Raw genomic sequence first — 21,821 nt, forward strand, 5'->3', positions numbered from 1 at the left:
CTGGTTGCCTGAAAAATAATAAGAATTTAGCCTTTGGGGTAGTGGTGATGAACAGGATCCTGCTCGCAGCGTTGACATGTCTTTTCGCCTCAATGACGTTTTATACCTCTGCCGCAGAACCGCGACAGGAGCCCACCGAGCAGGAGCGTGCCCGTACGGTCTACGTTTTCCATCAACCTGTTGTCATGCTGCAGGCGACGTTTGGCCTGACCACGCCGGAAGAGCGTGTATTGCGCATTCGCAATACCTTACGCAATTTCACCCAGGCTGACGTACGCGAACCTCTCAAGATTATCCCTGTGACCCGCTACAACCAACAGGGACGGCTGATTGTGATGAACAGTAAGCCGGTGATGCTTCTCACTGAGGCCGATCTCGATGAAGGGGACGATCTCACGCTCGATCAGGCTGCTGAGCGTGTATTAACGCGGCTGGAAGCCCAACGCACGGCGTTGAGGGATCAATTCAATCCGGCCTGGCTGGCGCTTTCGGTGATAAAAACAGCCGCAGGCCTGCTGGTTCTGGGGCTGCTCTACTACGGGGCATGGCGTTCCTGGCGCGGATTCCGTCGCATTTTCAGGCGCCGTATTATGGAAAATCGCAGCTGGATACCCCACAGCTGGAGGCGGTACATCGGTGCCATTGAAATCAAACTGTATGCCCTGTTAATGATCGTGCTGGGGCTTATCGCCTTTTACGTCTGGCTCAGTTGGGTATTCAGCCTGTTTCCCTGGACGCGCGTGTGGGGTACGTCGCTGGGAGACTGGTCGATTCGCGTCGTGCGGCAAATTGCTTTATCTATCGTTTCAGCCTTACCGGGCCTGATGATTGTTTTGATCATTTTCCTGATTACTGCGTTCATTCTTAAGCTTCTCAAAATGGTACTCAACCAGGTAGAAGCGGGGCGGTTGCAGCTCCCCGGCATTCACCCGGAAACGGTGGGCGCGACCCGTAAATTAATTTCCGTTGCCGTCTGGCTCTTTGCGCTCTCAGCCGCGTACCCGTTTTTACCCGGTGCAAATTCGCTGGCCTTTAAAGGCATCAGCGTCTTCTTTGGCCTGATGCTCACGCTGGGGTCGGCGGGGGTGATGAACCATGCGATGAGCGGTCTGGTGCTGATTTACTCCCGCGCCCTGCGCAAAGGCGATGTTATTCGCGTGTCCGAAAATGAGGGAAAGGTCAGTGAAATCGGCATGCTCGCCACCAAAATCATCACGCGTGAGAACTATGTGGTCACCGTGCCTAATGCGGTGATGGTGAGCGGTAAGATCACCAATCTTAGCGCGCAGCAGTCGGATGGCAGCGTTAACCTTACGGTGGGCGTGACCATCGGTTACGACACCCCGTGGCGTCAGGTGCACGCCATGCTGGAGCTGGCCGCCAAGCGGGCAAAAGGGATTGATCTCTCCGAGCCGCCGCTGGTGCGCCAGCTAGGGTTAATGGACTGGTACATCGCGTATGAACTGCAGGTACGGCTGCAGCCGGGTCAGTCTCTTGCTGTTGCCCGTAACGAGCTGCACAGCCATATTCAGGACGTCTTCAACGAATTCAACGTGCAGATTATGTCGCCGAACTTTGTGATGCAGCCGGAGGTCAGCGTGATGGTCGCCAAAGAAAACTGGTACCCGGCACCTGCGGCCCCTCCGCAGGGAGAAAAATAATGCCCTGTCTTCAGCGATCGTGAACAGGCGGTCTATTTCAACGTGGGTTTCGGGCTGTGTTCGGTCATGACCCTTTTACACATGATGACAACGAGCAGGTGGCAAATGAAAAAAAACGCAGTGATATTTCTGGGCCTGTTATTTACGCAAGCCACGCACGCGAGTGGTCTCTATTTTTATGAAATTGCCACGGAAGACGCGGCTCTGGCCGGTGCGGGGCAGGCGGCACGCGCGCAGGATGCCTCGACTATCGTCACTAACCCGGCAGGAATGACCCGCTTGCCGGACGCTATGTTTACCGGTGGGCTACAGGCGATGGACGGAGATATCTCCTATTCGCTGGATAACGATACGGGCCGCAAGAGTCCGGGCGATATCATGCGCCTTTTCCCGAATGCCAGTGCGTTTTACACCCAGAAGCTGAATGACGATCTCTTCGCGGGAATCGGTATGTATGGAAACTATGGTCTGGGGACGGATTACGGTAGCTGGGCTGGCGAGCGCCTTATCAAAAAAAGCACCATGGTTGCCCTGACGATGAGCCCGTCACTGGCCTGGAAACTCAATGAGAGAGTCTCTGTCGGTGGCTCTGTGAACGTTAACTATGGTTTTCTTTCACTCACCCGCAGCGTGGAGGGCGATGATAAAACGGAAAAAGACCATGACTGGGCCATGAGTTACCGGCTGGGCTTGCTGATGGAATTAACCGATCAAACCCGGGCGGGCATCACCTGGAACAGTAAGACCGAGTATGACTTTAATATTGATGCAAAAGCACGCTTCCCGAATTTACCGAATGTGGAATATGACCTGCCGATATCGGCTCAGGTGCGCGCTCCGCAGCAAATTATGGTAAGCCTGGTACATGACATCAGTAAACAGTGGTCGGTGATGGGCGATCTCGGCTGGCAGGACTGGAGCCAGTTTGGCGCACCGCAAATTGTGGTCGCGGGTCAGGAGGTTAACAACGAGAGTCGCCTGAAAGATACGTGGCATACCGCGCTGGGGGTGCAATATCGCCCCACTGAGCTGTGGCGTGTAAACGCCGGTGTGGCCTACGACAGCACCATCTATGATTCACAGAGTGACGTTGCGCTCACCTTACCGACGGGGGACGAGTGGCGTTTTGCCACCGGTGCCCAGTATCAGGTGACACCGCAAAGCAACATTGGGGTCGCCGTCTCATACCTGCATATGCAATCGTCACGCGTCCAGTCGCCTGCTCTTTTCAAAGGGCGGTATGACGATCCTTATCTGTGGTTTGCCAGCGTGAATTACAGTTACCAGTTCTGAGTGAGGGAGAGGCAAGAGAAAGCGTTATCCGGGCCTTACATCTTCTGGTCGATGATTGCCGATTTCATTCGGGTCAAGGCCAGAATGTTTTTTGAACGCATGTTTAATTTCTCCTGGATCCTCACCCGGTAGGTGCTGGTGGTTTTTTGTGATAATTGCAGCTTTTTGGCTATCTGGTGATTTTCCATGTGGAACAGGTTCAGCACGTCGTACTCGCGACGCGTAAACGAGTGCGTTCTGAGTGCCCGGTAGAAGCGCATCAGCTGATGAAATGGATGAGCGCTAAAATACATAGACGAATAGATAATATTGTCTATCCTGACTGCGCTGTTCGCTTCAATCTCATGCATTAACACAATGTAGTCTTGTTTTAATTTTTTAACTTGCCTGATGGTTTTATTCCGTAACGTATCCTGTTCAATCGCAATGATGAAATTCAGTTCAGGGTCGACCTGATAAAGCGTGTGAATATCCTCCTCATTGCGAATTAATCGGGTCGAAGCCTGAGCGCCGGAGACACCGGTGCAAAGATAATAATTATCGCTGATAAATACAAAGTTCATAATGGCTATTCGGGGTATCAGATAAAATTCATCAAAAATCTCAGTGGCTTAATCTCAAGGATTTTGTGCCAGAGAGAGGTGAGGTCGACGATACCCGCCATTGAGAGCAGGACTAACACCATCAACAGCGTAGACAAGGTTATAACGAACAAAAAACGCGTAATATGTTTCTGCATTTTTTGCTGATTGAGTATGCGCTGGTCTTCTTTTTCATACTCGACCATGGAGGTGATCGCCTGGCCTTGCACGTAGTACACTTTACCCTCTTCAGTCAGATCGCCGGTTATCACCAGCGACTCAAGTAATAACGTGATTTTTCTGCTGAAAGATTCATTTTTAATGTGTTTGTACCACAGCGTTCCGTAAAGCATCGCAATCACTTCCCGCTGGGTGAAACCGGACGAGATCCGCGACGGTCTTTGATTGACGTAATCCGTCACCAGCAACCGGAGCAGGTTATAACGATCCCGACTGATGGTTTCTGAATCTGATTTAAGTTCAGAGATGCATTTCCCTTTGAGGCGCGCCAGTCCGGTTTTTAAGCTGATAACTTTTGAGTAATGGTCGATGACAAAGGGAATAATACCTTTATAGGCCTGGAAGTAATGACGTTTATAGTGAATGATTTCAGTCTGCATCTCGCTGATTTCTTCCACACGCTTACAGATATCTTCATTTTTATGCATCATGCAGAGCACAACGTCGTCATCATTGACTTTTTTCAGGATATAGCGCGTATTATCCGCGTCTTTGAAATAAACCAGGAAATAGTCGTGCGGATCGTTTTTTTGGGCGCCATTTTGTTCGAGCCACGGTAAAAACTTACGCCACAGAGAAAGTTTAACTTTGCTGATAGTGATCATATTCATGAAAAAGAGTCTAGATCGGAAACCGCTGAAAAAATAAGATTCATTAATGTAAAAATAAACGTTTACATTTTAGCGACTGACTGGGTGCGCTTCCGCCAAATTTGAAAACCCTGCGATAGCCATATCGCAGGGTTTTTTCGTTTTACAGCGCAATCACCAGTTCGCCGGAATGGCTCCGCGAACAACACAGCGCCACCTGCTGGTCAGCCGCGCCTTTTTCCGCCTCCGACTGCACGCTATCCCGGTGATCCACCACGCCGTCAATCACCGGGGTCAGGCACGCGCCGCAGATCCCCATTTCGCACGACAGCGGCACGTCCACGCCGTTTGCCTGCAATACCTGGGCGATGGTTTTATCCGCAGGCACCGGCCAGCGCTCACCGGTGGAGGCAAGTTTGACCGTAAAGATCTCGCCCGCCTCACCCGTTGAAAGAGGGGCTACGGGTTGAAACGCCTCGCTGTGAAGATGGCCGTCATCCCATCCCTTCGCCGTGGCGACCTCGCGCACTTTTTCCATAAACCCTGCCGGACCGCAGATCCAGGCGTGAAGCCCCGCCTCTGCCGCCGGGAGATGATCTGCCAGCGCTGTGCGCGGGCTGGCGGTATGAATGATGCACTCCTCACTCTGCGAGAGTTCGCGTGCAAACGCCGCGCTTTCGCGGTTTCTGACGTAATAGTGCAGCGTAAACGGCGTTCCGGCCGACTTCAGCTGCAGGGCCATCGCATACAGCGGCGTAATGCCAATCCCTGCCGCCAGCAGCAAAACCCGCTCTGCCTGACCAAGCGGGAACAGATTGCGCGGGGCGGAAATCATCAGTTTCTGCCCGGGACGCAGCGTCTCGTGAACGTAGCGCGACCCGCCGCGCGAGGCGGTTTCCCGCCCCACGCAGATAAGATAGCTCTCGTCCTGACATGCCCCGGTGAGGGAATACTGGCGCACCACGCCGCAGGGCAGGTGGACGTCAATGTGCGCGCCGGGCTGCCACGGCGGCATCGCTTCACCGTCTTCAGACACCAGCCTGACGGCGAGGCTTTTGTCACCCTCGCGCCATAGCCCGTCAACAATTACGCTCAGCATATCGGCCTCCGTCATACCAGGAAAAATTCGCCAAAGCCCATTTTTTTCAGTCCCCGACGGTAGGCAATGGAGCTTTTATCGGCGGGAATATGGGCTTCCAGCGTCAGATCCAGCGGCAGGCTTTCCGGGCGCTGGGTTTCCACCATCAGGCGATCTTCTTCGAAGATGCGCAGGTTAAAGGCATGCACCTCTTCCACCGGAATATGCAGGTCAAGGTTGCGCGCAATAGGGGCGAACATGCGGGTCACGCGCGATGACACGGGCGACGCAGCGTTCATGATCACCAGTCTCGACTCTCCCGGAAAATGAATCGTCAGGGTGGCGGTAAACGGCAGATGCATTTCAAAATGGCGCAGCCACCGGAACCCTTCTGGCACCTGAACGGGTGAACCGGCGGGATAGTTGCTCACGGAGCTCCAGTAATCGGCAACAAAGCCAAATTCGGTCTCCTGCGGCTGATAGGCGGGCACAAGCTGATTATTGGGATCGGCAAAGGTATCGGTGTGGATCCACGCAAAGTGTGCCACGTCCAGAAACCCCTCCACCTGACGCCCGGCAAAGCCGTTCACCTCAAACGCCGGGCAGTTAATCTGCTGAAATCCGTCGTCATCCCAGTGCGGCATGGTCGGCAGCGGCGCGGGGTTTTCCGGGTCAAACGCCAGGCAGGTCCAGATCAGGCCGAAGCGCTCCTCCACGGCGTAGTTAATCAGGTTCAGCTTCGCCGGAACGGGCTGGTCGGGGCTGGACGGAATACGGTTGCAGCGCCCGTCTTCTCCAAAGCGTAAGCCGTGGTAAGGACAGATAATCCCGTACTCGTCGTGATAGCCGAGCGTCAGCGGCACGCCGCGGTGCGGGCAGACGTCACGGGCGACCACGACCTGATCGTGGATCCGGTAAATCACCAGCTGTTCATCCAGCAGGGTCGCTTTGACCGGCGCCGGGCCGACGTCGCAGGCGCGGGCGACCGGGTGCCAGCATTTCGCCAGGCGCAGCCAGTCCTCTGGCTCAAACGTGCAGTGGGCGGGTGGAGTCGGTTCTCTTTTCATCGTTGTCCCTCTTGCGTTCAGCCTAACGGGCCGCCCTGAATGGTCTCGCACAGACCGTTGATGATGCGCTCGCCGGTCTCCTCTTTGAGCTCCTGGTACCAGGCCTGGGTCAATGCCATGTCTTTCCCGTGGGTGACGTCGCAGCGTTTACGCGCCTTGAGCACCAGGTCGCGCACCCGGTCGCAGCGCAGCGCTTCGTACTGCCGCAGCGCCAGCGTAATGCTGTGGTTTTCACGCAGGCACTCTCCCAGCACGACGGCATCTTCCATCGCCGCACAGCCGCCCTGGCCGATATCCGGCGTGGTGCTGTGCGCGGCATCGCCGAGCAGCGCGACGTTGCCGCGCACCAGGCTGTCGAACGGCTCAATGTCGTGGATTTCAATGCGGTTGGTGGTTTCAGGATCCAGCGCCGAGATAAGCTTCTGCACCGGCGGCGCCCAGCCGCGGAAGTAGCCCGTGAGATCGGCGCGCAGGGTGGTGCGATCCTCCGCAAGGCCTGCGGGCAGCGGCACGTCAAAAAAGAAGTAGAAACGACCGCCGGAGACGGGCATCAGCGACACGCGTTTGCCTTCGCCAACGAAGGTGGTCCACTGGTGCGCCGGGGCAATCTCTTCGTCAATCTTCACCAGCCCGTTCCAGTTCACGTACCCGGCGTACCGGCGCTCCGGGGTATAGCCCAGCACATACGGGCGAACCGCCGAGTGGCTGCCGTCGGCGGCAATCAGAAAATCACCGGATGCCGTGGTGCCGTCGGTAAAGGTCACGCTCACGCCCGCGTCGTCTTCATGAACGTGTTCCACACGCTTGCCGAACTGCACCCTGTCGCGGCCCCAGAAGTCCAGCATTTCGCGCTGGAGTTCAGCCCGCGAGACAGGGCTGGGACGTCCGCCGGTACGCTCAACCAGCGGGGCCAGGCTAAAGCGGGTCAGGGTCTCGCCGCGCCGGTAATCCTTGTAGGCCATAAAACGCATCGGCCCGCCGTAGGTCTCGATGATGTCGCCCATGCCGAGGTGCTGCATGCATTTCACGCCGTTAGGCCAGATGGAGATGGCCGCCCCGACGGGCCTGATCTCCTTTACGGCTTCAAATACGGTACAGTCAATGCCCGCTTTCTTCAGCGCGACGGCGGCGCTCAGGCCGCCAATTCCCGCGCCAATAACGATTGCTTTCATGCTTCTCTCCTTTTGCAGGGTGTAAACACATTCAGCAATTTGCGTACCAGGCTGCAGAGTGGCGAAAACGGCGTTGTGGGAGGTTAGTCTGCACTGCTAAGGTGCACAAACGCGGTGAAGGTGCCTTTTTATGAATCAATAATTTCCTGTTCAGCCATACAGAATCGACTGTTTCACCCCGGCGACAAGAGTGGCGTGGTTTGTGCAACACCCCGGAGGATGACAATAAAGGAGACGCTATGATCGCACTGCACGACTTCAATCATCTTCCTGAGAAAGAGGCTCTCTCGCTGCTCCACCCCTGCGTGGCGCTCCCCGACTGGGCCGACGCGCTGGCTCTTGGGCGGCCGTACGCCAGCCGGGACGAATTGTTCAGTACGGCAAAAGCGCTGACGCAAAACTGGGACGAAGCGGCGCTGGCGCAAGCCCTGAGCGCCCATCCGCGCATCGGGGAAAAGCCCGCAGGCGCACAGGCGGAGGCGGCGCTGTCGCGTCAGGAGCAGGGCGCGGTGAATGACCGCGATGCCGACCTTGCCCAGGCGCTGCGCGAGGGCAATGCCCGCTACGAGGCCCGTTTCGGGCGCGTCTTTCTGATCCGCGCGAAGGGCCGCAGCGGCGAAGAGATTTTACAGGCGCTGCACGCGCGGCTGGCGAACAGCGACGCGCAGGAAGTCCGTGCCGCGCTGGAACAGCTGCGGGAAATTACGTTACTACGGCTGGAAGGAGTCATTAGCGAATGAGCACACTCAGCACCCATATTCTGGATATTTCGACGGGCAAACCCGCAGAGGGCGTGACGGTTCATCTCGAACGGGAGGGCGAAATCATGGCGACGGGCGTGACCAACGCAAATGGTCGCATCACCGAATTCGTCCCGTTCCTGCCGAAAGGCCGCTATCGGCTGGTGGCGGAGATCGGCGCGTGGTTTAGCGAAACCGGTCGCGACACGCTCTACCCCTGCGCGCAAATTGATTTTGTGACGGGAGAAACGGCAGGCGAGCACTTCCACCTGCCGTTTGTGATTGCGCCCGGCGGGTGGTCAACCTACCGGGGCAGTTGACCACACCCGCTCGCCGTTGACCCAGGTCTCGCTGATGTTGCGCTCGTCGCCGAGCGTCATCAGCACAAAAAGCTGCTCGTAGATATCCTGACAGCGGCGATTGCGCAGGCGCTGCAGCGGCGTTACGTCAGGGTCGATAACCACGAAATCGGCCTCTTTGCCGGGCGCGAAGTTGCCAATCTTATCGTCCAGCCGGAGGGCGTGCGCGCCGCCCAGCGTGGCGTGGTAAAAGGCCTCGCTGGCGCGCAGGCGGTAGCTCTGAAGCTGGCCGACCTTGTAGGCTTCCCCCAGGGTGCGCAGCATGCTGAAGGTGGTGCCCGCACCGACGTCGGTGCCGATGCCCATCCGCACCCTGTGCTGCCAGCAGGCGGGCAGGCGAAACAGCCCGCTGCCGAGAAACAGGTTAGAGGTGGGGCAAAACGCCACCGCCGAGCCGGTGTCGTGCAGGCACTGCCACTCGCTGTGGTGAAGATGAATCGCGTGAGCAAACACACTGCGCTCGCCAGTCAGGCCGTAATGGTGATACACGTCCAGATAGCGCGCGTGCTCCGGCCAGAGGTCGCTCACCCAGGCCACTTCGTTGGGGTTTTCGCTCAGGTGGGTCTGCATCCAGGTATCCGGGAACTCCTCTCTGAGCAGGCTGACCGCGGCAAGCAGCTCGGGGGATGAGGTCGGGGCAAAGCGCGGCGTAATGGCGTAGCCCAGCCGTCCACGGTGATGCCAGCGCTGGATCAGCGCCCGCGTCTGGCGGTAGCTCTGCTTCGCGTCTTCGCTCAGGTAGTCCGGCGTGTGTCGGTCCATCATCACCTTTCCGGCGATAAGGCGCATGTTGAGGCGCAGGGCTTCGGTAAACAGCGCCTCGACCGATTCCGGATGCAGCGTGCAAAACACCAGCGCGGTGGTGGTGCCGTTGCTCACCAGCTGCTGAATGAAAAATTCGGCGATCTCTTTCGCGTAGGCTTCATCGGAAAACTGGCTCTCCACCGGGAAAGTGTAGGTGGTCAGCCACTCCAGCAGCTGCTCGCCAAAGGCGCCGATCATCTCCGTTTGCGGATAATGGACGTGGGTGTCGACAAAACCGGGCAGCAGCAGCCTGCCGCGCAGGTCGGTGTAGCCCTTGTGGGGGTCAAGATACTGCTCGCCCTCCTGCCACGGCATGTGCGCCAGAATTTTCCCGCTCTGTATAAACAGCAGCCCGTCCTCAAGGTAGCGCGCGTGTTGGGCAATCGCGTCTGCGCTGTCGCAGACCTGGGCAATATCAAAAAATGCACCGCGGATCGCTGTCTGGTAATCCATCATGGTTCCTGCCTTAGTGTTTGCGTAGCGGGGTGATAAGGCGCAGCAAGAACGGTGCCAGAATGAACGGGCCGCAGACACGCTGCGGCCGGAAGGAGAGAGTTACTCTTTTTGCGTTGCCACGCGGGAGCTGAACGACGTTGCGCCCGCCGTCTCGCGATCTTCCCGCGCCAGCCAGCGGTAGGTCACGCCGCCGAGGAAGACGCCGATGAACCAGCTGAAGTTCGCCACCTCATGCAGGGCCGGGATGAAGCTAATCACCAGGCCCACGGCCACGGACGGGATCAGCGCGCCAATGGCTTTAGGGTTAAAGCCGTTGCGGTACCAGTATTTGCCCTTTGGCGTGTCGTCGAACAGGTCGTCAACCGACACCTTGCCGCGCTTAATCAGGTAGAAGTCGGCAATCAGAATGCCGAACAGCGGGCCGATAAACGCCCCGAGCACGTCCAGGGTGTAGTGGATAAGCTCCGGCGAGTTGAACAGGTTCCACGGGGTGAGCAGGATCGAGCCGACGGCGGCAATCATGCCCCCGGTACGGAAGCTGATTTTCTGCGGCGAGCAGTTAGAGAAATCAAACGCCGGGGAGACGAAGTTCGCGACGATGTTGATCCCGATGGTGGCGGTGATCATCGTCAGCAGGCCAATCGCCACGGCCAGATCGTTGCCCACGCGGCTGACGGTTTCAATCGGGTCGGTGATCATGCGGCCAAACAGCGACTGGGTGCCGGAGACAATCACCACGGTGACGATGGAGAACAGCAGGAAGTTAAACGGCAGGCCCCAGCGGTTGCCGCGGCGGATCTCGCCCATGCTTTTGCCGTAGCGGGAGAAGTCGCCGAAGTTGAGCAGCGGGCCGGAGAAGTAAGACACCACCAGCGCGGTCGCGGTGATCATCTGCCAGGTCTGCTCGCCCGCGCTCATGGATTTGCTGGCGAGGGTGAAGGAGATGCCGTCAAAACCGGTCTTGTATACAATCCAGCCTGCGAGGGCCAGCATTACCACATAAACCGCCGGACCGGCGATATCAATAAAGCGCTTGATGGCGCTCATGCCGTGCCAGAAGACCATCGCCTGCAGGACCCACATGATGGCAAAGCAGATCCAGCCCAGATGCGACAGGCCCAGGAACGCGCCGGTAGTGAGCGAAGAGAGCGACGGCCAGAACTTCAGCGCCACCAGCATCAGGGCGTTGGCGGCCAGATAGGTCTGAATGCCGTACCACGCGAAGGCAATCAGCCCGCGGATCACCGCCGGAATATTGGCCCCGAAGACGCCAAACGCCTGACGGCTGATCACCGCGTAGGGCACGCCCGCCATCTGGCTCGGTTTTGCCACCAGGTTGGCGCACAGCTGCACGATGCAAATCCCCACCAGCAGGCAAAGCAGCACCTGCCAGCTTGCCAGTCCGAGCGTAAAGAAGCTCGCGGCGACTACATAACCCCCCATGCTGTGAACGTCCGACATCCAGAACGAAAAGATGTTGTACCAGCTCCAGTTCTGGTCACGCGTCGGTGCCAGATCCTCATTGCAAAGACGTGGGCTGTAAACCGCACCGGAATCAGCGGCCGTACCCTGCTGCGCGTTTTGACTGTTTGGCATGAAACCTGCTCCTGTGAATGAAAACCCGTTGAGTGGGAGTACAGACGGTATTGCAGGATCCAGGCCAAAATAATAAATCTTGTATGCAATATTTTATTTTTATGTATACGATTCGATAACGAAGAGTAAAAGATGGAGTGGTGAATGAACAACATAAACGCCCTGCAGACCGCGCCAGACCTGCATGACAAAGATGAATCGATCTTTCAGGCGCTGATGACCGCGATAGTCGAACATCAGCTGCTGCCGGGGAGCAAACTGCCGGAAGAGGCGCTGGCCGAGGTGTTTGGCGTAAGCCGCACGGGCATCCGTAAGGTGCTGCAACGACTCGCGGCTGTGCAAATGGTCACCTTAACGCCCAAGCGTGGTGCACACGTCGCCAGCCCGACGGTGGAAGAGGCGCAGCACATCTTCCGCACCCGCGCCCTGCTGGAGGTCGCCAACCTGCCGGACGTGCTGGCCCGCTGCCAGCCGCCGCACCTTGCCGCGCTGGAGGCCATTATTCGCCAGGAGCAGCAGGCGCACGAGGCGTACGACGGCCCGGCGGCGATCCGCCACTCCGCCAATTTCCACATACAGCTGCAGGCCATCTCCGGCAACCAGGTGCTGACGGAGATGGTGACCGGCCTGAGCCAGCGCTCCTCGCTGGTGATTGCCACCTGGGGCGCGCCGTGGCGTCAGGGCTGCCGCTGCAACGATCACGAACAGCTTGTGGATCTGCTGCGCCAGAAGGCGCTCCAGCCGCTCAGCGATGCCTTAATGCACCATTTTGAACATATCGTCGCCAGCCTCTGCTTCGAGCGGGCGGGCGAGTGCCTGCCCGATTTTGCCCGGCTGTTTGCCGGCCACAAGGAGTCGTAATGTCCTCTGTCTGTATACAAGTGATTAACCCCAATACCAGCCTCGCGATGACGGAAACCATCGGCGCGGCGGCCCGTGCGGTGGCGGCACCGGATACGGAGATCCTCGCGGTCTGCCCCAGCGCGGGCGTGCCGTCTATCGAGGGCCACTTTGATGAGGCCATCGCCGCCGTGGGGGTTCTCGAACAGGTCAAACTCGGCAGAGAGCAGGGCGTGGACGGTCACGTCATCGCCTGCTTTGGCGATCCGGGCCTGCTGGCGGCGCGCGAGCTGGCGCAGGGGCCGGTGGTCGGCATCGCCGAAGCCGCCATGCATATGGCGACGCTGGTGGCGACGCGCTTTTCGGTGGTGACCACGCTGCCGCGTACGCTGATTATTGCCCGTCATCTGCTGCACCAGTATGGCTTTCAGGACAGGTGCGCGGCGCTGCACGCTATCGATCTCCCGGTGCTGGCGCTGGAAGACGGCAGCGGCCTGGCGCAGGAGAAGGTGCGCGCGCGCTGTATACAGGCGCTGAAAGAGGACGGCTGCGGCGCTATCGTGCTGGGCTGCGGCGGCATGGCGACGCTGGCGCAGGAACTGACCCGCGAGCTGCGCGTGCCGGTGATCGACGGCGTCAGCGCGGCGGTGAAGATGGTGGAATCGCTGGTGGCGCTGGGACTGTCGACCAGCAAGCACGGGGATCTGGCCTTCCCGGAGAAAAAAGCGTTAAGCGGACAGTTTCAGGCATTGAATCCATTTTAAGGTGAGGGGAGACGTAATGGCGCTTTTTGAACAGAATTACCCGCGGGATCTGCGCGGCTACGCGGGCAACCCGCCGCACGCACGGTGGCCGAATGAGGCGCGCGTTGCCGTGCAGTTTGTGCTCAATTATGAGGAAGGGGCGGAAAACCACGTTCTGCACGGTGATGCCGGTTCCGAGCAGTTCCTGTCGGACATTATCGGCGCGGCCAGCTACCCGGATAAACACATGTCGATGGACTCCCTCTACGAATACGGCAGCCGCGCCGGGTTCTGGCGGATCCACAGTGAATTTCAAAAGCGCGGCCTGCCGCTGACGGTCTTCGGCGTGGCGATGGCGCTGGCGCGTCACCCGGAGATTGTCGAGGCAATCAAGGGCGCGGATTACGACGTGGTGAGCCACGGCTGGCGCTGGATCCACTATCAGCACATGGATATCCATCAGGAGCGCGAACACTTGCACAAGGCGGTGCAGGTGCTGACCGACCTGTTCGGCAAGCCGCCGACGGGCTGGTACACCGGGCGCGACAGCCCCAACACCCGCCAGCTGGTGGTGGAGCACGGCGGCTTCGACTACGACAGCGACTACTACGGCGACGATCTGCCCTTCTGGACGGAAGTGGCCTGCGGCGACGGCACCCAAAAACCGCACCTGATTGTGCCCTATACGCTGGATGCGAACGACATGCGCTTCGCGACCGCGCAGGGGTTTAACACCGCCGAGCAGTTTTATACCTACCTGAAGGACAGTTTTGACGTGCTGTACGAAGAGGGGGAAAGTGCGCCGAAGATGATGTCCATCGGCATGCACTGCCGCCTGCTGGGGAGGCCGGGGCGTTTTCGCGCGCTGCAGCGGTTCCTGGATTACGTGCAGCAGCATGAGCGGGTGTGGGTCTGTACCCGCCAGCAGATTGCCGACCACTGGCGGGAGGTGCATCCGTTTCAGAAATAAGTGTGCCGTGTTTAGCCGGGTGGCGGCTGCGCCTTACCCGGCCTACAGGACCCCGTATTCCCGGTGGCGTTACACCATCAAACTCACCTGCGCCGCCACGATCCGCCACCCGTAGGCAAACCGCACCCACGTCTGCTGCTGGCGGCCAATGCGTTCCGTGCCCTCCCGGGTAAACTCGGTGCTGCACACGGCATAATCCTCCCCGAAGGTGGTGATGACGGTGTGGCGCAACGTCCGCTGTAACCCGGCGGACGGGCGCGCCGCGCGAAAGGTGCGGATTTCATCAATCCCGTACAGGTTTTCACCCGCCCCCAGACGCACCGTGTTTTTGTCGTGCCAGAACAGCTCGTCCAGCACCGCAACGTTGTTGCTCACCAGCGCGTCTTCATAGCGGTAAAACGCGGCGGTCACCTCGGCAACCACCCACGGCAGGTTAATGTCATCGTGATTCATCATGCGGGCACCTCCGCCGGACGGGCATCGGTGATGCCACTCTCCTCCAGCACGCGCGCGACGCGAAGGCAGGCCTGCTCGTTAAACGGCGCGGCAATCAGCTGCAGGCCAATCGGCGCACCCTGGGCGGTGCGCAGCGGAACGGTGGTCACGGGCAGGCCCAAAAATGAAATCGGCTGGGTCAGCATCCCCATGCTGGCGCGAATGGGGAGCGGCTGGCCGTTAATCTCCATGGTCTGCTCACCCGCGAGTGTTGCGCTGCGCGGCGTTGCCGGGGCGATCAGCACGTCGGCCTGCGCGAACAGAGTTTTAAACGCCTGCCGGGCGTGCGCGCGAAACCGCTGGGCCTGAATGTACCAGGCGGAGGGGATCATCGCCCCGGCCAGCAGGCGTTCCCGGGAGTGCGGTTCAAAACGCTCGGGCTCGCGGCGAAGCGCGGGCAGGTACTGATTTCCACCTTCGGAGGCGCTGATGATAAACGCCGCGGAGCGCGCCAGCTCGGCGTCCGGGAACAGCAGCTCATCCTGCACGTCGAGCGCCTTCGCCACCCGCGCCACGGCGTCTCTGGCATCCGCATCGCACCAGGTGGTGAAGTAGCCGCCGAGCACCGCGCAGCGCAGGCCGTCAAGCCCCCGGTCGAGCAGGGGGCGCGTCTGCTCGCGCGAGCTCTCTGCCTGAAAACCGTCGCTGCTGTCCCGCCCCTGCAGCGCGTCGTACACGGATGCCAGGTCGCACACGCGGCGGGCAAAGGGGCCGATATGATCCAGGCTCGCGACAAACGGATGGCTGCCGGATCGCGACAGGCGGCCAAAGGTGGGCTTCAGGCCATAGATGCCGCACAGGGAGGCCGGAACGCGAATCGAGCCGTTGGTGTCGGTGCCGAGCGAAAAGTGCACCAGCCCGGCGGCCACGGCGGCGGCTGAACCGCCGGACGATCCGCCCGCAATGCGCGCCAGATCGTGCGGGTTACGCGTGGTGCCGTAGTGGCTGTTTTCGGTTGTGAAGCCGTAGGCGTAGGCGTCCATATTCACCATCCCGGTCAGCAGCCCGCCCGCGCTGCGCAGCTGGCGCACCGCGAAGCTGTCAGCGGCCGCGGCAGGGCGCTGGCTGAACAGCTCTGCCCCGGCAAGGGTGGTGTGACCGGCAACGTCGAATAGGTTTTTTACCGCGTAGGGCACGCCCGCCAGCGGCGGCAGGGGGCGCTTTTCGCGGCGCAGGGTGTCGATGCTCTCGGCCTCGGCGAGCATGCGTTCTTCCGTCACGGCGGTCCAGGCGTTAATCTGCGGGTTCACGCGCGCAATCGCTTCCAGCGTCTGGCGGGCAATCTCGCGAGCGCTCAGCTCGCCTGCGCTCAGCGCATGCTGGATCGCGCTGATACTCATCTCGTGTAGCCTCATGCTTTGTATACTCCTGCGATCTCCAGACGGTCGTCGAGCGGCAGCGCCATCAGCGGGGCAGCCATGCTTGCAATGCGGCTGAACTGCAGCTGCAGCTCGGCGCGGCGGGCATCGTCCAGCTCTACGCCGAGCACGGACTCCATTTGCGCCAGATACGCCTGCCAGTCGGGTTGTGGTGTCGTCATTGTTTTCTCCTCAGAATCCGGCGGCCGTGCCGTTGCTGCGCGGGTCAAATGCCCCTTCGAACAGCCCGTTGGGGTGGCGAACAATCGCGCCCGCGTGGCCCATCGCTTCACTAAAGTCAGGGAATATTTCCACCTCATGTCCCCGCGCGCGGAGCTGCGAGACCGTCTCAGCGGTAAAGCGTCCTTCCAGCTTTAACGTGTCCGAGGTTTGTCCCCAGGTGCGCCCCAGCAGCCAGCGGGGGCGGGAAATGCTTTCCTGTAAAGGCTCGCCCTGAATCGCGTAGCGGGTAAAAAGCGCTGCCTGGGTTTGCGGCTGGCCGTCGCCGCCCATGGAGCCATAGACCATCACGCGCCCGTCCTTAAGACGCGCCGCCGCCGGGTTCAGGGTATGGAAGGGCTGCTTGCCCGGCGCGAGGGCCAGAAGATGCCCCGGATCGAGGCTGAACGATGCGCCCCGGTTCTGCCAGACGATGCCGGTGTCGGGCAGCACCACGCCGCTGCCGAACTCGTGATAGATACTCTGGATAAACGACACGGCGAGCCCGCTGTTATCCATTACCCCCATCCACACCGTATCGCCGGGGCCTTTTCCGGTGCCCCACGGCGCGGCGCGGCCGTCGTCAACCCTGTCGGCAAGCGCCTGCAGAGCGGCGGGATCCAGCAGACCCTGAATATCGGTTTTCAGCTCTCGCGGGTCGGTGATGTGGGCATCGCGCAGGCCAAAGGCCAGCTTGGTGGCTTCAACGATGCGGTGAATGCTGTCGGCGTCGTCGGCCTCTGCCATATTCAGGCGGTCGGTGATGCCGAGTATCGCCAGCGAGACCAGCCCCTGCGTCGGCGGGGCGTGGTTAAAGATCTCCCCCTGCTGATGCTGCAGCCTCAGCGGCGCGGTGCGCCGGGCAGCGTGCGCGTGTAAATCGGCCAGCGTCACGGGCAGGCCCAGCGTCTCCATGCCGTGCGCCAGCACGTTCGCCAGCGGGCCGCGGTAAAAGCTGTCCAGACCGTCCTCCGCCAGGCGCGTCAGGGTCGTGGCCATGGAGGGCTGGTAAAAGCGGCTGCCGACCTCTGGCGGCTTACCGTCCACCAGCCAGGTTTCCGCGAAGCCGGGGACGTCCTTCAGCTCGTCGAATTTGCTGGCCGTGGCGTGGGCCTGAGAGGCCGTGACCGGCGTGCCGTTCTGCGCATACTCAATGGCGTCGGCCAGCAGGCGGGCCAGCGGCAGCGCCTTGCCGGTCATCTCGCGGGAGACCTTCAGCGCCTCGTCCCAGCCGCTCACCGTGCCGGCGACGGTCAGCGCCGCTTGTGGTCCGCGATGGGGGATGTGCACCAGACCGTCGTAGGCGGCGAGCGTTGCGCGAGAACCCGCCGCGCCGCTGGCGTCAATGGCGACAGGTTCGCCTTCCGGCGGCACGATAAGCCAGAAGCCATCGCCGCCCAGCCCGTTCATGTGCGGGTAAACCACGGCAATGGTGGCCGCCGCGGCGACCATTGCCTCTATGGCGCTGCCGCCTTCGCGCAGCACCGCCAGCGCGCTCTGGCTGGCAAGATGGTGGGGCGCAACGGCCATGCCGTGCGTGGAGACATTACTTTGCATGAAGCATCCTCGTAACCCTGAAAGGCACAAGGTGCTGCAAAAGCTGTTCCAGTTCTGAAAGAAAAGTTTCAGTAAACTGGCACGTATAATGAAAGGTAGAATGAAAGGCAAAATGTGATGAAACAAAAGTTACAGAGGCGCTATGGAACAACTGGATGAACGTCTGAAAGCACAGTACCCGTCGCTGTCGCCGCAGGAGCAGCGGGTGGCGGATTTTATTTTCGATCATTTTGACGATCTGATTAGCTATAACAGCGCCGAGCTGGCGCAGCTGAGCGGGGTGTCGAAAGCCACGGTCAGCCGTCTGTTTAAGCGTCTGGGCTATGAGAAATATAAGGACATGCGCGACGAGCTGCGCACCCTGCGCCAGAGCGGGATGCCGCTCACCGATAACCGCGACGCGGTGCAGGGCAATACGCTGCTGGCGCGCCACTATAAGCAGGAGATGGCGAACCTGACCCAGTGGGTCAATGCCCTCGACGCGCAGCAGTTTGCCGACGCCATGGCCTGCATGGTGAAGGCGCGGCGCATCGTTATTATCGGCATGCGTAACGCCTATCCGGCGGCGCTGCACCTGCGCCAGCAGCTGCTGCAGGCGCGCGGTCAGGTGCTGGTCCTGCCGCAGCCGGGGCAGAGCCTGGGCGAAGAGCTGGTGGATTTAACGCCGGACGATCTGGTGGTCATGATGGCCTTTCGCCGCCGCCCGCGCATTATCCGCCCACTGATGCAGCAGCTTCAGAGCAGCGGTATTCCGGTGCTGCTGATGTGCGAGCCGCAGGCGCACAGCCTGTTTCCGCTGGCGAGCTGGCAGCTCTGCGCCCCGCTGGACAGCGTCTCGGCCTATGACAGCTACTCCTCGGTCAACAGTCTGATCAACCTGCTGGCAAACGCCTTCCTGCATGAAATTCTCGATAAAGGCCGTCCGCGCATTCACGACATTGCCTCCCTCTACCAGCAGCTGGACGAACTCGAACAACGATAATGGGGCATCAGGCTGGTGCTTTGCATTGAAATGGTGCGGCCAGACGGGGCGAAAATGGAGAGCATTTTCGCCCCGTCCGCGTTTTATCAGGCTTCACAACAATATTTCCCGCTTCGCCTTATCTGGCACATTAGTTGCAAAATCACACTCAAAGAATCTTTTGTTTCATGTTAACGTTACGGGGAAGCACCATGAAAAAATTGTTGATTGCACTGGCCGGGGCCGCATGCCTCTTCACACAGCTGCCGGCAAAGGCTGACCAGCTTCAGGATATCGAGAAGCGCGGCACTATCCGCATTGCCGTTCCGCAGGACTTCCCGCCGTTTGGCTCGGTGGGGACCGATCTGCAGCCGCAAGGCTATGACATCGACATGGCGCGCTATCTGGCCAAACAGATGAAGCTCAAGCTGCAGCTGGTGCCGGTGACCAGCGCCAACCGCGTGCCGTACCTGCAAACCGATAAGGTGGATCTGGTCATTTCAAGCCTCGGTAAAAACCCGGAGCGCGAGAAGGTGATCGACTTCAGCCGCGCCTACGCGCCGTTCTTCCTCGGCGTGTTTGGCCCGAAAGGCGCCGAGCTGAAGGACGCCGCCGCGCTGAGCGGAAAAACCATCGGTGTGACGCGCGGGGCGGTGGAGGACATGGTGCTGACCGGCCTGGCGCCGAAAGACGCGAACGTGAAGCGCTACGAAGACAACAACACCACGCTCTCCGCCTATCTTTCCGGACAGGTGCAGTACGTGGCAACCGGCAACCTGGTGGTGGCGGCCATTTCGCGCCAGAACGCGGATAAAGCCCCGGTGCCGAGCTTTATGCTGAAAGATTCGCCGTGCTTTATCGGCCTGAAGAAAAACGAACCGGCCCTGAAGGCAAAAGTGGATGCGCTGATTGAGCAGGGCATCAAGGACGGCACGCTGAACGGCCTGTCTGAGCAATGGCTGAAGGCCCCGCTGCCGGCAAACCTTGGCGCCTGAGCCGATGACGGAGCAACTTGATTTCTCCGCGCTCTGGCCGCACTGGCCGGAGCTGCTGGCGGGGCTGTGGGTCACCGTTCAACTGACGGTGATGGCGACCGTCGGCGGGCTGGCGATAGGCATTTTCGGGGCGGCGATCCGCAGCGGACGCACCACCTGGTTCAGCCGTATCTGGGGCGCGTACGTGGAAATCATCCGCAACACGCCGTTTGTGGTGCAGCTGTTTTTCATCGTCTTCGGCCTGCCGAATCTCGGGCTGAAGATGACGGCGGGGGAAGCGGCGCTGCTGGCCATGGTGGTGAACCTGGGCGCCTACAGCACCGAGATTATCCGCGCGGGCATTCAGGTCACGCCGAAAGGACAGTGGGAAGCCGGACGCGTGCTGGGGCTGACCCGCCTGCAGACCTTTATTCGCGTGGTGCTGCCGCCCGCGCTGCAGCGCATTTACCCGGCGCTGGTGAGCCAGTGCATTATTGTGATGCTCGGCTCGTCGGTGGTGTCGCAGGTCTCGTATGAAGAGCTGACCTTCGCCGCCAACCTGATCCAGTCCAGAACGTTTCTGAGCTTTGAGGTCTATCTGGTGACAACCGGGATTTACTTAGCGCTGTCGATTACCCTGCGCCAGCTGATGATGGCGGCGGGACGCAAATGGCTGGGGGTGCAGGCATGATGACCACCTTTACCGACTGGGACATTATTCGCAACCTGCTGCTGGCCGGACGCTGGACGGTGCTGCTGTCGCTGGTGGCGTTTGTCGGCGGGGCGGCGGTGACGCTGCCGCTCCTGCTGCTGCGCCTGACGGGCGGGCGCACGGTGAAGCGCATCATCCGCGGCTATATTGAGCTGTTTCAGGGCACGCCGCTGCTGATGCAGCTGTTCCTGGCCTTCTTCGGCGTGGCGCTGTTCGGCATCGACGTTTCGCCGTGGACCGCCGCCTCGCTGGCATTAACCTTCTACACCAGCGCGTTTCTGCTCGATATCTGGTTCGGTAGCATTCGCGCGCTGCCGAAAGGGCAGTGGGAAGCCTCGCGCTGTCTGGGGCTGACCTTTGGCCAGACCCTGTTTCGCGTCGTCGCCCCGCAGGCGCTGCGCATCGGCATCGCCCCGACGGTCGGCTTTGCCGTGCAGGTGATTAAAGGTACCGCGCTGGCGTCGATTATCGGCTTTATCGAGCTGACCAAGGCCGGGACCATGCTGACCAACGTGACCTATCAGCCGTTTAAGGTCTTTGCGCTGGTAGCGCTCGGCTACTTTATTCTGTGTTATCCGCTGTCGCGCTACAGCCGCTATCTGGAGACGAAATTCAATGCCTCTCATCACCATTAATCAGGTGCAGAAGTACTACGGCGATAACCACGTGCTCAAGGGCGTCGATCTGGATATCGACATGGGCCAGGTGATTTCCATTATTGGGCGCAGCGGATCGGGCAAAAGCACGCTGCTGCGCTGCATCAACGGACTGGAAGGCTATCAGGACGGCAGCATCAAGCTGGGCGGCATGACCATTACCGACCGGGATTCTCAGGCGCGGGAAATCAGCCGCTCGGTCGGGATGGTGTTCCAGAGTTTCAACCTGTTCCCGCACATGACGGCGCTGGAAAACGTGATGCTCGCCCCGCGTCGGGTGCTGAAGAAAAGCGCCGCCGAATGCCGGGCGCTGGCGCAGCAGATGCTGGAGAAGGTCGGCTTAGGCGATCGCCTGGATTACTACCCGTCGAGCCTCTCCGGCGGCCAGCAGCAGCGCGTGGCCATTGCCCGGGCGCTGGCCATGTCGCCGAAAGTTTTACTCTGTGACGAGATCACCTCCGCGCTCGACCCGGAGCTGGTGGGTGAAGTGCTCAAGGTGCTGGAACAGCTGGCGGCCGAGGGGATGACGCTCATACTGGTTACCCATGAAATGAATTTTGCCCGCGAAGTGGGCGACCGCGTGGTGTTTATGCACCAGGGGAAAGTCTGGGAGCAGGGCGACAGCAAAACGCTGTTCGCCAACCCGCAGACCACGGAACTGAAGCAGTTCATCTCCTCCGTGCGCGGCCTCAACTGATA

The 21,821-nt window shown here is 60.0% G+C and carries 22 protein-coding genes and 1 pseudogene; 12 read left to right on the plus strand and 11 right to left on the minus strand.

All coding sequences use genetic code 11. The features are described 5' to 3' along the window. The first annotated feature begins 47 nt into the window (after nt 1–47). Together K5E19_RS00645 and K5E19_RS00650 are read left to right on the plus strand one after the other, a co-directional pair. A complete protein-coding gene (locus K5E19_RS00645; RefSeq protein WP_221549593.1) occupies nt 48–1,661 on the plus strand; it encodes a mechanosensitive ion channel domain-containing protein in 1,614 nt (537 codons plus the stop codon). 105 nt (nt 1,662–1,766) lie between these two features. After that, nucleotides 1,767–2,954, plus strand: a complete 1,188-nt coding sequence (locus tag K5E19_RS00650) for an OmpP1/FadL family transporter (protein WP_221549594.1) — start codon at nt 1,767–1,769, stop codon at nt 2,952–2,954. A 35-nt stretch (nt 2,955–2,989) separates the two neighbouring features. Here K5E19_RS00650 and K5E19_RS00655 read toward each other — a convergent pair whose 3' ends face one another. The 5 genes from K5E19_RS00655 to hpxO all read right to left on the minus strand — a co-directional run bounded on the left by K5E19_RS00655 (nt 2,990) and on the right by hpxO (nt 7,682). Next, nucleotides 2,990–3,517 (minus strand): LuxR C-terminal-related transcriptional regulator, encoded by a 528-nt coding sequence (locus K5E19_RS00655; RefSeq protein ID WP_221549595.1) that lies wholly within the window; start codon nt 3,515–3,517, stop codon nt 2,990–2,992. A 17-nt stretch (nt 3,518–3,534) separates the two neighbouring features. Next, the gene (locus K5E19_RS00660; RefSeq protein ID WP_221549596.1) at nt 3,535–4,386 is read right to left on the minus strand and encodes a hypothetical protein; all 852 of its coding nucleotides are present in this window, start codon (nt 4,384–4,386) and stop codon (nt 3,535–3,537) included. Between the two features lie 142 nt (nt 4,387–4,528). Further along, on the minus strand, nt 4,529–5,464 hold the full coding sequence (locus K5E19_RS00665; protein WP_260411560.1) for a PDR/VanB family oxidoreductase: 936 nt from the start codon (nt 5,462–5,464) through the stop codon (nt 4,529–4,531). 11 nt (nt 5,465–5,475) lie between these two features. Then, nucleotides 5,476–6,510 carry a molybdenum cofactor-independent xanthine hydroxylase subunit HpxD gene (gene hpxD / locus K5E19_RS00670; RefSeq protein ID WP_221549598.1) on the minus strand — a complete coding sequence of 345 codons (1,035 nt, stop codon included), beginning with the start codon at nt 6,508–6,510 and terminating at the stop codon, nt 5,476–5,478. A 17-nt stretch (nt 6,511–6,527) separates the two neighbouring features. Further along, nucleotides 6,528–7,682, minus strand: coding sequence for an FAD-dependent urate hydroxylase HpxO (hpxO, locus tag K5E19_RS00675; RefSeq protein ID WP_221549599.1), 1,155 nt, complete (start codon nt 7,680–7,682; stop codon nt 6,528–6,530). A 239-nt stretch (nt 7,683–7,921) separates the two neighbouring features. Here hpxO and uraD point away from each other — a divergent pair, with 239 nt between their 5' ends. Together uraD and uraH are read left to right on the plus strand one after the other, a co-directional pair. Continuing rightward, complete coding sequence (gene uraD, locus K5E19_RS00680) at nt 7,922–8,422, plus strand: 2-oxo-4-hydroxy-4-carboxy-5-ureidoimidazoline decarboxylase (protein WP_221549600.1); 501 nt, start codon at nt 7,922–7,924, stop codon at nt 8,420–8,422. Then, nucleotides 8,419–8,742 (plus strand): hydroxyisourate hydrolase, encoded by a 324-nt coding sequence (gene uraH, locus K5E19_RS00685; protein ID WP_221549601.1) that lies wholly within the window; start codon nt 8,419–8,421, stop codon nt 8,740–8,742. The genes uraD and uraH overlap by 4 nt, the downstream gene beginning before the upstream one ends. On the opposite strand, the gene guaD is transcribed toward uraH, so the two are convergent. Continuing rightward, nucleotides 8,722–10,041: a guanine deaminase gene (gene guaD / locus K5E19_RS00690; RefSeq protein WP_221549602.1), complete on the minus strand. Its 1,320-nt coding sequence runs from the start codon at nt 10,039–10,041 to the stop codon at nt 8,722–8,724. The genes uraH and guaD overlap by 21 nt on opposite strands. Before the next feature lie 99 nt (nt 10,042–10,140). Then, a complete protein-coding gene (locus K5E19_RS00695; protein ID WP_221549603.1) occupies nt 10,141–11,637 on the minus strand; it encodes an NCS1 family nucleobase:cation symporter-1 in 1,497 nt (498 codons plus the stop codon). Between the two features lie 144 nt (nt 11,638–11,781). Here K5E19_RS00695 and K5E19_RS00700 point away from each other — a divergent pair, with 144 nt between their 5' ends. The 3 genes and pseudogenes from K5E19_RS00700 to puuE all read left to right on the plus strand — a co-directional run bounded on the left by K5E19_RS00700 (nt 11,782) and on the right by puuE (nt 14,190). Beyond that, on the plus strand, nt 11,782–12,498 hold the full coding sequence (locus K5E19_RS00700) for a GntR family transcriptional regulator (RefSeq protein WP_010429412.1): 717 nt from the start codon (nt 11,782–11,784) through the stop codon (nt 12,496–12,498). After that, a pseudogene (locus K5E19_RS00705) lies at nt 12,498–13,243 on the plus strand (aspartate/glutamate racemase family protein); the annotation flags it as partial. The gene K5E19_RS00700 and the pseudogene K5E19_RS00705, both read left to right, overlap by 1 nt. A gap of 14 nt (nt 13,244–13,257) precedes the next feature. After that, nucleotides 13,258–14,190: an allantoinase PuuE gene (gene puuE / locus K5E19_RS00710; RefSeq protein ID WP_221549605.1), complete on the plus strand. Its 933-nt coding sequence runs from the start codon at nt 13,258–13,260 to the stop codon at nt 14,188–14,190. A 69-nt stretch (nt 14,191–14,259) separates the two neighbouring features. Here the strand turns inward: puuE and hpxZ are convergent, their stop codons facing one another. From hpxZ to hpxW, 4 genes are read right to left on the minus strand one after another with little or no spacing between them, the layout of a single operon-like run. Beyond that, nucleotides 14,260–14,646 carry an oxalurate catabolism protein HpxZ gene (gene hpxZ, locus K5E19_RS00715; protein ID WP_221549606.1) on the minus strand — a complete coding sequence of 129 codons (387 nt, stop codon included), beginning with the start codon at nt 14,644–14,646 and terminating at the stop codon, nt 14,260–14,262. After that, nucleotides 14,643–16,040, minus strand: coding sequence for an AtzE family amidohydrolase (locus K5E19_RS00720; protein WP_221549607.1), 1,398 nt, complete (start codon nt 16,038–16,040; stop codon nt 14,643–14,645). Before K5E19_RS00720 ends, hpxZ begins: the two co-directional genes overlap by 4 nt. Next, entirely contained in the window at nt 16,037–16,225 is a 189-nt protein-coding gene (gene hpxX / locus K5E19_RS00725; protein WP_047648137.1) for an oxalurate catabolism protein HpxX, read from the minus strand. The genes K5E19_RS00720 and hpxX overlap by 4 nt, the downstream gene beginning before the upstream one ends. A gap of 10 nt (nt 16,226–16,235) precedes the next feature. Further along, nucleotides 16,236–17,819, minus strand: a complete 1,584-nt coding sequence (gene hpxW, locus K5E19_RS00730; protein ID WP_221549608.1) for an oxamate amidohydrolase — start codon at nt 17,817–17,819, stop codon at nt 16,236–16,238. Between the two features lie 142 nt (nt 17,820–17,961). Here hpxW and hpxU point away from each other — a divergent pair, with 142 nt between their 5' ends. The 5 genes from hpxU (at nt 17,962) to K5E19_RS00755 (ending at nt 21,819) form a co-directional block, all read left to right on the plus strand. Further along, entirely contained in the window at nt 17,962–18,801 is an 840-nt protein-coding gene (hpxU, locus tag K5E19_RS00735; RefSeq protein ID WP_032658113.1) for a MurR/RpiR family transcriptional regulator HpxU, read from the plus strand. A gap of 191 nt (nt 18,802–18,992) precedes the next feature. Then, nucleotides 18,993–19,775 (plus strand): transporter substrate-binding domain-containing protein, encoded by a 783-nt coding sequence (locus K5E19_RS00740; RefSeq protein ID WP_041910577.1) that lies wholly within the window; start codon nt 18,993–18,995, stop codon nt 19,773–19,775. A 4-nt stretch (nt 19,776–19,779) separates the two neighbouring features. Further along, the gene (locus K5E19_RS00745; RefSeq protein ID WP_029741842.1) at nt 19,780–20,445 is read left to right on the plus strand and encodes an amino acid ABC transporter permease; all 666 of its coding nucleotides are present in this window, start codon (nt 19,780–19,782) and stop codon (nt 20,443–20,445) included. After that, the gene (locus tag K5E19_RS00750) at nt 20,445–21,101 is read left to right on the plus strand and encodes an amino acid ABC transporter permease (RefSeq protein WP_213328423.1); all 657 of its coding nucleotides are present in this window, start codon (nt 20,445–20,447) and stop codon (nt 21,099–21,101) included. The genes K5E19_RS00745 and K5E19_RS00750 overlap by 1 nt, the downstream gene beginning before the upstream one ends. After that, nucleotides 21,082–21,819 (plus strand): amino acid ABC transporter ATP-binding protein, encoded by a 738-nt coding sequence (locus tag K5E19_RS00755; protein WP_023327069.1) that lies wholly within the window; start codon nt 21,082–21,084, stop codon nt 21,817–21,819. The genes K5E19_RS00750 and K5E19_RS00755 overlap by 20 nt, the downstream gene beginning before the upstream one ends. The last annotated feature ends 2 nt before the right edge of the window (nt 21,820–21,821 follow it).

Origin of the sequence: Enterobacter sp. RIT637 (assembly GCF_019718755.1) — a bacterium.
Taxonomy (GTDB): Bacteria; Pseudomonadota; Gammaproteobacteria; order Enterobacterales; family Enterobacteriaceae; genus Enterobacter.